Here is a 13,799-nt window from a genome sequence, read left to right as displayed (position 1 = left end):
GAGAATATGTTATGCCAATAAGAAAAAAACTAATGTTATTATTCATTACCTTTGCAGTTGTGCCTACTTTAATATTTGCTTCGTTCAGTCTGTTGAATTCCGTTAAAACAACAGAAGAATTGCAAATTAAACGTCTTAATGAACTTGCAACGACCTCTTCGTCTGCTTTCGATGAAATAGTGAATATACATAAAATGGAAGTGTTGGCGAATTTCAATGGACAACTGATTACATATTTCAATACTCTAAGTAGTACAGAGCCTAATACAGAGCAATACTTGCAAATCTATGATGAAGGAATGGAATATATAAAAACGTATATAGATTCTATCGCTACTTTTGTAGATTTGGTTCTGCTAGATGCCAAAGGAACAGTAGTTATGGGATATGAAGAGGCGAATAAGGGTAAGGCATTGTCAGAGTTTGACTATTATAAAGAGATTATAAGTGTTAATCAAAAGGGATATGTTTTCACAAGTAAGGTTCACGATTCTTTAACTATGCCAGGGGTTTATGAAAAGAAAAACATTGCCCTAAGTACAGGTATTTGGGACAATAATGGAGAATTTCAAGGAGTCGTGGTAGTTTATCTGGGGATAGATGCTCTTGCAGGATTCTCACATAGAATTTCATTTGGTAACACTGGACTTGCTTTTATTATTGATGCAGATAATTATATTTTGTATCATCCAGAAGAAATTTTTTATGATACCCATACAAAAGCTCCTCAAATTCAAAATATGTTAACTCGTTACAGAGCAGGTGAGGTTGATGAAGTCGGTCTTATTGATGATATAATGAATGGAAAAAGATATTTGTATTATTATTCAGTAATGGATGATAGCGGAATGGTTCTCTTCTTGCGACAAGACTACAGTGAATTTGCTAAGGAGCGTAATGTAACATTATCATTAGGCATAACACTATTGCTTGTAACTTTAATTTTGGCAATTTTTATGGCTATAAAGTTTTCAAAGGAAATCACAAGTCCGATTATTAAACTCAAGAATTCCTTTGCATCTGGTGCTGCTGAAGGCAAATATGTATTAAGCGATATAAATAGCAAAGATGAATATGGAGATATGGCAACAAGCTACAATTTGATGATTCAAAAGCTGGAAGAACAATATGAAAAGAACCTACAGGAACGTAGTGATAAAATAGCTGCTGAGAATGCAAATGTTGCCAAGAGCGAGTTCCTTGCAAGAATGAGCCATGAAATACGTACACCAATGAATGCTATAATTGGTATGACCTCTATTGGAAAGAATTCGCAGAAACTTGAGCGTAAGGAATATTGTCTTGATAAAATAGACACAGCTTCAAGGCACTTGCTTGGAGTTATCAATGATATCTTGGATATGTCGAAGATAGAGGCGAATAAATTTGAAATTGCAACAGTGGAATTTAATCTTGAAGATATGCTTGTAAATACCACAAACATGATTACGTTTCGGGCTGATGAGAAGCATCACGACCTTATAGTAAATATTGATAACAATATTCCGACCTTTATTTACAGTGATGAACAGCGTCTATCGCAAGTAATTATGAATTTGCTTTCAAACGCTGTTAAGTTTACACCCGAAAACGGGACGATTAAGCTTGATGTGAAAAACATTGAAAAAAAGGATGATTTGATTACTCTTGAAGTTAAAGTTTCTGATAATGGAATTGGAATTTCAAAAGAGCAACAGGAGAAGCTTTTCACTGCATTTGAGCAAGCAGATGGCGGAAAATCAAGAAAATTCGAGGGGACAGGTCTGGGGCTGGCTATTTCCAAGAAGATAGTAAACCTTATGGGTGGAGATATCGGAATTGAATCTGAATTAGATAAGGGTACTACTATGGCATTCACAATTCAGGTAAAAATGGGTACTACCAAACAAGAAAAAATAGTTAAAAAGCTTAAGAAAGAAAATTTACGTATCTTGGCGGTTGATGATTCAGCAGATACTAGAGAATATTTTGCAGATTTAATGCAGTCATTGAATTTGCCATGTGACATTGCTGAAGATGGAATAGAAGCACTAAAAATGCTTGAGATAGCTAAGAATGAAGGAAGACCATATAACTTCTTTTTTATTGATTGGAAAATGCCAGAAATGAATGGTGTTGAACTAACAAGGCGAATTAAAGAGGTTGCAACGAACGATTTAGTTGTTATTATGATTTCGTCCTATCTGTGGAGTGATATTGAGCGTGAAGCAATTGAAGCAGGTGCGAATGGATTTGTACCTAAGCCATTATTCCCATCTGCCATTGTAAACTGCATATATCAATGTCTTGATACAAAGAAAAAGAGCGAGCGGGAATATAGTAATAAAGTAGAGATTCCAGACTTTGAAAGGCATACAATCTTGATTGTTGAAGATATTAAAATCAACAGTGAAATTGTTGCAGTGCTGCTTGAGCAAACAAAAGTGAATTTGGAATTTGCTGAAAATGGCGAAATTGCATATAACAAATTTAAAAATCAACCAAGTAAATATGATTTGATTCTTATGGATATTCATATGCCTGTTATGAATGGATATGAAGCTACAGAAGCTATTAGAAAGCTTAGTTGTAAGGAGGCGCAGGCTGTGCCGATTGTTGCAATGACAGCGAATGTGTTTAAGGAAGACATTGATGAATGTTTGAAATGCGGTATGAATGACCATTTACCAAAACCTATTTATCCAGAGCTTTTAATGGAAAAACTAAGTAAATATTTAATAGACAATAGGAACATATTATAATTCAAAGTGACAATTTTATAGCCTTATATTGCAAATTCTTTTTTGTTTTTCTTTATCTAGAAGTTTAAATTTTGCGTGAATTTAGATAGTAGATATAAAGAAATTAGTAAACATGTTGACGAAATAAGTAATAAAAAAGAGAATATGGGATATATGTATTATTGATTAACAATAGAAAAGCAGTTATAATAGTATGGTATACTAACAAGGTTTTATTCAAATAGGGAGGAAGTTATGAAAAAAAGATTAGCATTATTATTAAGTTTATTAATGGTATTTTGTTTAGTTGGATGCTCTAAAGTAGGTGGTTCAGCAAACAATGGATCTCCAGAAAGCATCTATACAGCAGCAGCAGAGAAAATGTCAGGGTTAAACGATTTAGATGCAGCAGTAGATATGAAGATTGCAGTAGAACAAGAAGGCATATCTATGAATTTGGGCATGAATATGGATATGAAAGTCCAAAATGCAAATGCAGAAAACATGAAATATTATTGTGATGCAAGCGTGTCTATGTTTGGTATGGATGTGTCTATGAAGATGTTTTACACAGATGGATATTACTATATGGATGCAGCAGGAGAAAAGGTGAAAGCGGCATTAGACTACAAGGAAATGCTTGGAAAAACACAAGGTACTACAGTACAAATGAGTGATTTTTCTGATTATATGAAAGACATCAAAGCTAAAAAAGATGGTAAAAATACAATTATTTCTTTTGCACTTGACGGTGAGAAGATGGATGAGTATATAAAAGAAATGCTAGGAGAATTAGGAAGCATCTTGGAAGGCGATGAATTCAAAGGAATTGAAGGAACTGTTGAAACTACAATTGATAAAGATGGTTACTTCTCAAATGTTAAGCTAGTACTTTCATTTGAAATGGAAGCGGATGAAGAAACAATGAAGATGAGCATGGAGATGGATATGACTTATAACAATCCAGGAAAAGCCGTTAGAGATATTGAACTTCCAGATTTAGATGGATACACAGAAGTTGATGAAGAAGAAATGAACATATTCTAATTTGACCAAATGCATGTAAAATGATAAAATAGAATCAATAAGATCGTGCTGACGATGAGGATACGTTCCAAATCAAAAGACGGAAATAAAGAATTAGAGTGAATGTTGACACCCTTAGTGCGCTTATGTGTACTAAGGGTGTTTTTAAATTAATAGGAAAATGCGCCCTATGAATTTAAAAAGCGCTCCGCTATGGATGCAAACTCTTTAATAATTAAAGTCAGACACATAAAAAGGGGGATTTAACATGGATACAAGAGTAGCGGTAATAGGAATTATTGTAGAAAGTGCAGATTCCATTGAGGATCTGAATCAATTGTTGCATGAATATGGAGCATATATAATTGGACGAATGGGGATTCCATATCGAGAAAGAAAGATTAATATTATAAGTATAGCAATCGATGCACCACAAGATACTATTAGTGCATTGGCAGGAAAAATTGGACGATTAGCAGGTGTCAGTGCAAAGACAGCATATTCAAATGTTTAATTAAGAGGTGACTATGAAAACTATAATCAATCATTTAGCAGAGAATCAAGTCGTATCAAGAGATGATTTACGAAAGTTATTAACGAACATTACGAAAGAAGAACAAGAGTATCTGGCTGAAAAGGCAAGAGAAGTAAGGCATCAAGTGTATGGTCATGATGTGTATACAAGAGGATTAATTGAATTTACGAACTATTGCAAGAATGACTGTTACTATTGTGGAATTCGTAGGTCAAACAAACAAGCTTCCAGATATCGCTTAACGAAAGAAGATATCTTGCTTTGCTGTAAAGAGGGATATGAATTAGGTTTTCGGACGTTTGTATTGCAAGGCGGAGAAGATGGATATAGTACAGATGACTATATCGAAGATCTTGTGCGTTCCATGAAAGAAGAATATCCTGATTGTGCAGTAACGCTGTCAATAGGAGAGCGTAGTTATGAAAGTTATAAGCGACTATATGATGCAGGAGCAGACCGTTACTTGCTACGACATGAGACAGCGAATGAAGAACATTATGGGATTCTTCATCCAAAGGAATTAACATTACAAAACAGAAAACAGTGTCTTATCAACTTAAAGAACATAGGATACCAAGTAGGTTGTGGATTCATGGTTGGTTCGCCGGGGCAGACGGTGGATAACTTGATAGATGATTTGGAGTTTGTTAAAGAGTTAGCACCACATATGGTAGGAATAGGACCATTTATTCCTCATAAGGATACTCCATTCGCAGAAAAGGAGCAAGGAACGTTAGAGATGACGCTTCGCTTACTAAGTATTATTAGGCTTATGAATCCACATGTATTATTGCCAGCAACAACCGCACTAGGAACGATTCACCCAAAAGGGCGAGAACAAGGAATATTAGCTGGAGCAAATGTAGTAATGCCGAATCTATCACCAGTCGAGGTTCGAAAAAAATATATGTTATATGACAATAAAATCTGTACAGGAGATGAGGCGGCAGAATGTCGAGTGTGTCTTCAAAAACGTATGGAGAGTATAGGATATTGTCTGGTAGTAGATAGAGGAGATTATAAATAAAAACTAATGGGCAAGCTATGTATAATCACATTCCTAACCCAGAAGAAAGGACAAAGACTATGTATAATGTAAAATCGCTTAAAGCGGAGGAGTTTATTAATCACGAGGAGATTATGGATACCCTCAAGTATGCAGAGGAAAACAAAGGGAATGCAGAGGTGATCGACGCAATTATTGCGAAAGCAAAGTTGCGAAAAGGATTATCACATCGAGAGGCAGCAGTATTATTAGACTGTGAGATTCCGGAGAAGATACAAGAAATCTATGAGTTGGCAGAACAAGTGAAGAAGGACTTTTATGGAAATCGAATTGTTATGTTTGCGCCATTGTATCTTTCTAACTACTGTGTAAATGGATGTCTATACTGTCCATATCATTTGAAGAATAAACATATTGCAAGAAAGAAATTGACACAGGAAGAGGTAGCGAAAGAAGTAATTGCACTACAAGATATGGGACATAAGCGATTAGCAATTGAAGCTGGTGAAGATCCAGTGAACAATCCAATTGAATATATTCTTGATTGCATTAATACGATATATAGTATTAAACACAAAAACGGTGAGATTCGCCGTGTAAATGTAAATATTGCAGCAACAACAGTTGAGAATTATACGAAACTTAAAGATGCAGGAATCGGAACATATATATTATTCCAAGAGACATATCATAAAGAAAGCTATGAGAAGCTACATCCAACAGGACCAAAGCATAACTATACGTATCATACAGAGGCAATGGATCGTGCAATGGAAGCAGGAATCGATGATGTAGGTATTGGTGTATTGTTTGGTTTAGAACTATACCGATATGAGTTTGCGGGATTATTAATGCATGCAGAGCATCTTGAAGCAGCGCATGGCGTTGGTCCACATACAATTAGTGTACCAAGAGTAAGACGTGCCGATGATATTGATCCAGATGTTTTCGATAACGGTATTACAGACGAAATGTTTGCAAAGATTGTTGCCTGTATTCGTTTGGCTGTTCCGTACACGGGAATGATTATTTCGACAAGAGAAAGCAAAGAGGTACGTGAGAAGGTATTACATCTTGGAGTATCACAAATTAGTGGAGGTTCTCGTACAAGTGTTGGAGGTTATTATGAAGAAGAACCAGAAGAAGATAATTCGGCACAGTTTGATGTGAGTGATAGACGAACATTGGATGAAGTAGTTCACTGGTTAATGGATATTGGATATTTGCCAAGTTTCTGTACTGCTTGCTACCGTGAAGGAAGAACAGGAGACCGTTTTATGAGTTTGTGTAAGAGTGGACAGATTCAAAATTGCTGCCATCCGAATGCATTGATGACATTAAAGGAATACCTAGAAGATTATGCAAGCGAATCTACAAAAGAAATTGGATATGAGCTGATTGCGACGGACTTAGAAAAGATACCGACTGATAAGGTTAAGAAGATTGCAGCAGAATATATCTATGATATCGAGCAAGGAAAGAGAGATTTCCGTTTCTAATAGGGGGACATTCCATGAATAGTAATTTGAATAACACACCAACGGCAAATCGTGTACACATCGCATTTTACGGGAAACGAAATAGTGGAAAATCTTCTATCATCAATGCAATTACGGGACAGATGGTATCTATTGTATCAGATGTGGCAGGAACAACGACAGACCCTGTTTACAAACCAATGGAGATAAGCGGAATTGGCCCTTGCATGATTATTGATACAGCAGGATTTGATGATATTGGAGAACTGGGAGAGATTCGTGTACAGAAGACGCAAGGAGTTGCGGAGAAGACAGACATAGCCGTATTATTGTTTTCAGAAGTAGATATTGAACAGGAATTACAATGGTATGAGAAGCTACGATTAAAGAACACACCAGTTATAACAGTAATAAGCAAAGTCGATGAGAATGCTCATATAGTAGAGTTACAGGAAGCAGTTAGGAAGAATACGAAAACAGAACCTGTTTTAGTTAGTGCAAAAACAAAAGAAGGAATTCCTCTCTTAATAGAATCGCTAATTAAGAATGTTCCAGATGATTTTGAACTAGAAAGCATAACAGGAACATTAGTAGGGGGAGGAGACTGCGTTCTTCTTGTAATGCCACAGGATATTCAAGCACCAAAGGGACGATTGATTTTACCACAAGTTCAAGTACTAAGAGAATTACTGGATAAGAAATGTTTAGTAATGAGCATAACAACAGATAAGTTAGAGGAAGCATTGGCTTGTATGAAAGAACCACCAAAGCTTATTATTACGGATTCTCAAGTGTTTAAAACAGTTTATGAGAAGAAGCCAAAGGAAAGCAAGTTAACTTCGTTTTCTATGTTGTATGCGGCGTACAAAGGCGATATCGATTATTACAAAGAGGGAGCAAAAGCAATTGCCCACTTAACAGAACAATCGAAAGTATTAATCGCAGAATGTTGTACACATGCGCCTTTAAAAGAGGATATCGGGCGTGAAAAGTTACCACGAATGTTACGAAACAAGATAGGGCAAGGCTTAACGATTGATATGGTAAGTGGCATGGATTTTGGAACAAACCTTGAACAGTATGATTTAATTATACAATGTGGAGCATGTATGTTTAATCGCAAGTATGTTACAGCAAGAATTGGGCAAGCTAAAGATAAACAAATACCAATGTCTAATTATGGTGTGGTATTGGCATATTTGAGTGGGATTTTAGATAGTATAAGTGTATAGGCAAGAAAAGCTGTAGCAAAATGTTTCATACTATTTCGCTACAGCTTTTTGGTGAGGTGTGCATTATTCTGAAAAAGGGAAAACAAAGCATTAATTTTCGTATCGTATTCCATTTTTTACAACATATTAAAGGAAGATTGCTTGCGACCCATACAAATATACGGTATAATAGATACTATGAGACAGAGTTATAAGTTAACAAGTCTATAAATTAGCATTACACATAGTATTAATATGGGTGGCAGGTTCTTTATTCAGAACTGCAATATAGTCAGATAACAATAGATTCAAGATTCACAATAAGAAATGATATAAGTTCTGTGAGGAGGGGTTTTATGGATGAAAGGCTATATAGTTTGAATGTGAAAGAAGGAACACTAAAAACTTGCAAGAGATGTAAAAGAGCATTTACGTATTATGGGTATGGGTATCTATATTGCCCAACATGCACAGAGATTGATTCTGAGAACTTTCAAAAAGTTAAGGATTACATTTATGAAAATGGAGTATCTCAGCTTATTGAGGTAGTGGAGCAAACAGGAGTGGATGAAAAAACAATAACAATATATCTGAAAGAAGGAAGACTAGAGATCCCAGAGGGTTCAACGTATTATTTGAGCTGTGAGCATTGTGGAACTAGTATCCGTTCAGGAAGATATTGTCACTCTTGCGCAGCAGCTCTTATTAAGGAGTTTAACACAACCATTACTTACAATGAGATTGGTAGTAAACCAAAGAATGAGAATACAGGAAAGATGAGATTTTTAGATAATATGTAATAGAACAAAGGATAAGATTTTGCTCGTAGAGTAGAAGCGTATCTATTAATAAATAAAGACTTGGAGGAAATTGTATGCAGAATATTAACAAAGAGGAATTTAAGAAAAGTGTTGAAGATTATACGAAGGTATTATTTCGTAAATCGATAAGCGAATCGTCAAAACAACAGTTATTTCAGGCAGTATCCTATTCCGTAAAGGATTTAATAATAGATCAATGGATGGCTACGCATAAGGAATATGAAGAAAAAGATGTGAAGACAGTTTATTATCTATCAATGGAATTCTTAATGGGTAGAGCACTGGGAAATAACATTATTAATATGAGAGCTAATAAAGTTATCAAGGAAGCATTAGATGAACTTGGAATTGATTTGAATGTAATTGAAGATCAAGAGCCAGATGCAGCACTTGGCAATGGTGGTTTGGGACGATTAGCAGCATGTTTCCTGGATTCTTTATCAACTCTTGGATATCCAGCATACGGTTGTGGAATTCGCTACAAGTATGGTATGTTTGAACAAAAAATCGAAGATGGTTTCCAAGTGGAAGTACCAGATAACTGGTTAAAAGACGGAAATCCATTTGAAATGAAGCGAGCAGAATATGCAGTAGAAGTTAAATTCGGTGGTTATGTTCGTGTTAATAAAGATGAAAGCGGAAGAGAGCGTTTCGTACAAGAAAATTACCAATCGGTACTTGCTGTACCATACGATATTCCTGTTGTTGGCTATGGAAACAATGTAGTAAATACATTGCGTATCTGGGATGCAGAAGCGATTGATAACTTTAACTTAGACTCTTTTGATAAAGGTGATTACCAAAAGGCAGTAGAGCAACAAAACCTTGCACGTACAATCTGTGAAGTGCTTTATCCAAATGATAATCACTATGCAGGTAAAGAATTACGATTGAAACAACAATATTTCTTTGTGTCTGCAAGTATTCAAAGAGCAGTAATCAAATACATGGAAACACATGATGATATTCATAAGATTTATGAAAAAGTATGCTTTCAATTAAATGATACGCATCCAACAGTTACTGTTGCAGAATTCATGAGAATTCTTATGGATGACTATTTCCTATCATGGGATGAGGCATGGAGCATTACAACAAAGACTTGTGCCTATACAAATCATACAATCATGTCAGAAGCACTTGAAAAATGGCCACTTGAGCTATTCTCAAGATTGTTACCTCGTATCTATCAAATTGTAGAGGAGATTAATCGCCGATTTATTATAGAGATTCAAGCGAAGTATCCAAACGATTATAAGAAGATTGAGAAGATGGCGATTGTTTATGATGGTCAGGTAAAGATGGCACACCTTGCGATTGCAGCAAGTTTTTCTGTTAATGGTGTAGCAAGACTTCATAGTGAAATTTTGAAAAAACAAGAATTAAAAGATTTCTATCAGATGATGCCAGAGAAGTTCAACAATAAAACAAATGGTATTACACAAAGAAGATTCTTATTACATGGAAATCCTCTTCTTGCTGATTGGGTAACAAGCAAGATTGGAGACGATTGGATTACTGATCTGTCACATCTAAAAGAACTGACAGTATATGCTGATGATTTAAAATGCCAAAAAGAATTTATGCAGATTAAGTATCAAAACAAAATACGACTTGCTGCATATATTAAAGAGCATAACGGTATTGAAGTAGATCCAAGATCGATTTTTGATGTACAGGTTAAGAGATTACATGAGTATAAACGCCAATTACTTAATATCTTGCATGTAATGCATCTGTATAACCAATTAAAGAAAAACCCAGAGATGGATTTCTATCCAAGAACATTTATCTTTGGTGCTAAGGCGTCTGCTGGTTATCGTAGAGCGAAAGCGATTATTAAATTGATTAATAGTGTTGGAGATGTTGTGAATAACGATAAATCCATTCAAAATAAAATTAAGTTAGTATTTATTGAGAATTACCGTGTATCAAATGCAGAGATGATTTTTGCGGCATCAGATGTATCAGAACAGATTTCAACAGCAAGTAAAGAGGCGTCTGGAACTGGTAACATGAAATTCATGTTAAACGGTGCATTGACACTTGGTACAATGGATGGTGCTAACGTAGAAATCGTTGAGGAAGTAGGAGAAGAGAATGCATTTATCTTTGGTCTATCTTCTGACGAAGTAATTAAGTATGAACAAGAGGGCGGATATAATCCAAAAGAAATCTATAATATAGACCAAGATATTCGCAATGTATTAACACAGTTAGTAAATGGATATTTCTCGCCAGAGAATCCAGAATTGTTCCGTGAAATCTACAATTCATTATTAAACAGTAATGGTGGAGAACGAGCAGATCAATACTTTATATTAAAGGATTTCCGTTCTTATGAAGCGGCACAAAAACGAGTTGAGGAAGCGTATAGAGATCAAACTAGATGGGCGAAATCAGCAATGTTGAATGTAGCGAATACAGGAAAATTTACTTCCGATCGTACAATAGAAGAATATGCAAAAGAAATTTGGCATTTAGAAAAAGTAAAAGTAGATATGTAATTAGTTAATGTAAGACTGTCAAGTTGCATGAAGAGATGTGCGATTTGACAGTCTTTTGGACAATTAAGGCGATTGAAAAAGCTTACTTTTGTGAGTTGTAGCACAGAGGAGGAGGGGGTATCAAATGCGCTTAAACAATTTATTAAATCACGATACGGTTGTAATCCAAAGCCATGATAATCCAGATGCAGATAGTTTGGCTTCAGGGTATGCATTGTATTGTTATTTTAAGTCAAGGGGTAAGGATGTTCGATTTATCTACAGTGGGCGTTATAAAATTCAAAAGAGTAATCTGCTTCTTATGATTGAGAAACTAAGTATTCCGATTGAATATGTGGAAACGTTAGAAAATGTTGACCTTTTAATTACCGTAGATTGCCAGTACGGAACAGGGAATGTTACAAGGCATGAAGCAAAGGAAGTTGCAATTATTGACCATCATCAATTAGAAATTAAAGTTGATCGATATGAGAATTGTGATATACGAAGCTACCTAGGTTGTTGCTCTACACTAGTGTGGCAATTGCTACAATATGAAGGTTTCCATGTAAATGAAGATGTAAAAATTGCTACAGCATTGTTTTATGGATTATATACAGATACAGGGCAACTTGCTGAGATTTTCCATCCATTAGACAGAGATATGCGAGATATGCTTCATTATGAGCAGGCAACAATTACAGCATTACGAAATTCGAATATATCCCTTGATGAACTGGAAATAGCAGGATTAGCCTTACTACGATATATTCATAATGAAAAACATCGATTTGCCGTTATTAAAGTGAAGCCTTGTGACCCGAATATATTGGGATTAATAAGCGATTTCTTGTTGCAAGTAGACAGTATTGATACTTGTGTTGTATTTAATGAGGTTCAAGAAGGAGTTAAGATATCTGTACGTAGTTGCATCAAGGAAGTGAAGGCTTGTGAGTTAGCAAGTTATCTAACAGACATTATAGGCTCTGGCGGAGGGCATAATGAGAAGGCTGGCGCATTTATTCAGCGGAAATTGTTTGAAGCACATTTTAATTATATTAATATGGAAGCTTACTTTATAGAACGTATGAATCAATATTATGAAAGCTTCGAAGTGATTGATGCAAGTCAATATGCAATTGATATAACGAAGATGAAACAATACCGAAAGATAAGAGTTCCGATTGGTTATGTTAAGTTAGCAGAACATATTCGAATTGGTACTCCAATAGTAATTCGCACGTTGGAGGGGGATATTGATTTTATTGTGGACAGTAGAATCTATGTAATTCTTGGAATTTATGGAGAAGTACATGTTATAGAGGAGGAGAAGTTTCTGCAGTTATATCAAACTGTTGAGGAAACGATTCATTACTCTGCACAGTATATGCCGGTTGCCAAAAATCTGTATGATGGAACATCGATATCTCTGGAGGGATTTGCGAAAGCATGTACGATGAAGGAAGAGTATGATGTCTATGCAAAGCCAATCGAGATAACAACAAAACTATTCACGAGATGGGAACCAGATAATTATATGTATGGGGACATCGGAGATTATATAGTAACTAGTAAACAAGATATAACCGATTTATTTATTATAGATAAGGAAATCTTTCAATTGTCTTATGTAGAGATTGAATCAGAAGACGAAGTGAAAGAGTGATATATAGGGGAGTGCGCATGAGTAAGATATTAATTGTAGAAGATGATAGTGATATAGCTGGAATGGTAAAGGAGCTATTAACATCTCATCAATATGAGGCAGATAACGCATATTCTGGAACAGAAGCACTGTTTTGGTTAGAGAAAGAAGCATATGATTTAGTACTTCTTGATTTAATGCTTCCAGGTTTAAGTGGGGAAGAAGTATTACAAACAATTCGAAAAAAGAGTGACATACCAGTAATAACAGTATCAGCAAAGGATGATAAAGATACAAGATTAGCATTATTAAAAGATGGAGCAGATGATTATATAACAAAACCATTTGATACAGACGAATTACTTGTGAGGATTGAAGTGGTTTTACGTCGTAAAGGTGGTATCGTTCAGGCAAAGGAAGACAGCGTAATAACATTTAAAGATATACAGATGAATGATACAGAACTTACGTGTACAGTAGGCGGGACGATGGTTCCATTGACAAAGTTTGAGTACAACTTGCTCCATCTGTTAATGAGTAGTCCGAAGAAGGTATTTACGAAGAATAACATATATGAATCCGTTTGGGAAGAGGAGTTTATGGGGGAAGAGAATGCCGTAAATGTACATATTTGCAACATTCGTTCTAAGTTAGCCAAGGGAAATCCTGAGGGGAAATATATTCAAACAGTATGGGGGATTGGCTTTAAAATGCAAACAGAAGAGTAATGCAAGGAAAACAACCTACACATTAAGATGTTTAAAAATTATCTTAATACTTTCTTTATATTTGAGAAATAGTTACTAAAGAAAGGTGGTAGATAATCAAAACATCGACAGAGAGATACTACAAATCAGAGAGAGTGTAGGAG

At 35.3% G+C, this 13,799-nt stretch carries 10 protein-coding genes; all 10 read left to right on the top strand.

What is annotated here, in order from left to right; genetic code table 11:
* Positions 1–11: 11 nt before the first annotated feature.
* The 10 genes from RMR19_RS06670 (at position 12) to RMR19_RS06625 (ending at position 13,656) form a co-directional block, all read left to right on the top strand.
* A complete protein-coding gene (locus RMR19_RS06670; protein WP_310602721.1) occupies positions 12–2,741 on the top strand; it encodes a hybrid sensor histidine kinase/response regulator in 2,730 nt (909 codons plus the stop codon).
* 234 nt (positions 2,742–2,975) lie between these two features.
* Positions 2,976–3,767, top strand: a complete 792-nt coding sequence (locus RMR19_RS06665; protein ID WP_310602720.1) for a DUF6612 family protein — start codon at positions 2,976–2,978, stop codon at positions 3,765–3,767.
* A 247-nt stretch (positions 3,768–4,014) separates the two neighbouring features.
* Complete coding sequence (locus tag RMR19_RS06660; RefSeq protein WP_310602719.1) at positions 4,015–4,260, top strand: TM1266 family iron-only hydrogenase system putative regulator; 246 nt, start codon at positions 4,015–4,017, stop codon at positions 4,258–4,260.
* Positions 4,261–4,273: 13 nt separating this feature from the next.
* Positions 4,274–5,308: a [FeFe] hydrogenase H-cluster radical SAM maturase HydE gene (gene hydE, locus RMR19_RS06655; protein WP_310602718.1), complete on the top strand. Its 1,035-nt coding sequence runs from the start codon at positions 4,274–4,276 to the stop codon at positions 5,306–5,308.
* 59 nt (positions 5,309–5,367) lie between these two features.
* On the top strand, positions 5,368–6,786 hold the full coding sequence (gene hydG, locus RMR19_RS06650; RefSeq protein WP_310602717.1) for a [FeFe] hydrogenase H-cluster radical SAM maturase HydG: 1,419 nt from the start codon (positions 5,368–5,370) through the stop codon (positions 6,784–6,786).
* A gap of 14 nt (positions 6,787–6,800) precedes the next feature.
* Entirely contained in the window at positions 6,801–7,997 is a 1,197-nt protein-coding gene (gene hydF, locus RMR19_RS06645; protein WP_310602716.1) for a [FeFe] hydrogenase H-cluster maturation GTPase HydF, read from the top strand.
* Between the two features lie 335 nt (positions 7,998–8,332).
* Complete coding sequence (locus RMR19_RS06640; RefSeq protein WP_310602715.1) at positions 8,333–8,776, top strand: MerR family transcriptional regulator; 444 nt, start codon at positions 8,333–8,335, stop codon at positions 8,774–8,776.
* Between the two features lie 74 nt (positions 8,777–8,850).
* Positions 8,851–11,304, top strand: a complete 2,454-nt coding sequence (locus RMR19_RS06635) for a glycogen/starch/alpha-glucan phosphorylase (protein ID WP_310602714.1) — start codon at positions 8,851–8,853, stop codon at positions 11,302–11,304.
* 124 nt (positions 11,305–11,428) lie between these two features.
* Entirely contained in the window at positions 11,429–12,949 is a 1,521-nt protein-coding gene (locus RMR19_RS06630) for a DHH family phosphoesterase (RefSeq protein ID WP_310602713.1), read from the top strand.
* Between the two features lie 17 nt (positions 12,950–12,966).
* Positions 12,967–13,656 (top strand): response regulator transcription factor, encoded by a 690-nt coding sequence (locus RMR19_RS06625; protein WP_310602712.1) that lies wholly within the window; start codon positions 12,967–12,969, stop codon positions 13,654–13,656.
* Positions 13,657–13,799 lie beyond the last annotated feature (143 nt).

Origin of the sequence: Anaerosporobacter sp., assembly GCF_031551385.1 — a bacterium.
Lineage (GTDB): Bacteria > Bacillota > Clostridia > Lachnospirales > Lachnospiraceae > Anaerosporobacter.
Note: the sequence above shows the minus strand (reverse complement) of the source record. Positions and strands in the feature narration are given on the sequence as shown.

Coding starts and splice junctions, on each gene's coding strand:
- RMR19_RS06670 (WP_310602721.1), top strand. CDS start 12: ATGCCAATAAGAAAAAAACTAATGTTATTATTCATTACCTTTGCAGTT.
- RMR19_RS06665 (WP_310602720.1), top strand. CDS start 2,976: ATGAAAAAAAGATTAGCATTATTATTAAGTTTATTAATGGTATTTTGT.
- RMR19_RS06660 (WP_310602719.1), top strand. CDS start 4,015: ATGGATACAAGAGTAGCGGTAATAGGAATTATTGTAGAAAGTGCAGAT.
- hydE (WP_310602718.1), top strand. CDS start 4,274: ATGAAAACTATAATCAATCATTTAGCAGAGAATCAAGTCGTATCAAGA.
- hydG (WP_310602717.1), top strand. CDS start 5,368: ATGTATAATGTAAAATCGCTTAAAGCGGAGGAGTTTATTAATCACGAG.
- hydF (WP_310602716.1), top strand. CDS start 6,801: ATGAATAGTAATTTGAATAACACACCAACGGCAAATCGTGTACACATC.
- RMR19_RS06640 (WP_310602715.1), top strand. CDS start 8,333: ATGGATGAAAGGCTATATAGTTTGAATGTGAAAGAAGGAACACTAAAA.
- RMR19_RS06635 (WP_310602714.1), top strand. CDS start 8,851: ATGCAGAATATTAACAAAGAGGAATTTAAGAAAAGTGTTGAAGATTAT.
- RMR19_RS06630 (WP_310602713.1), top strand. CDS start 11,429: ATGCGCTTAAACAATTTATTAAATCACGATACGGTTGTAATCCAAAGC.
- RMR19_RS06625 (WP_310602712.1), top strand. CDS start 12,967: ATGAGTAAGATATTAATTGTAGAAGATGATAGTGATATAGCTGGAATG.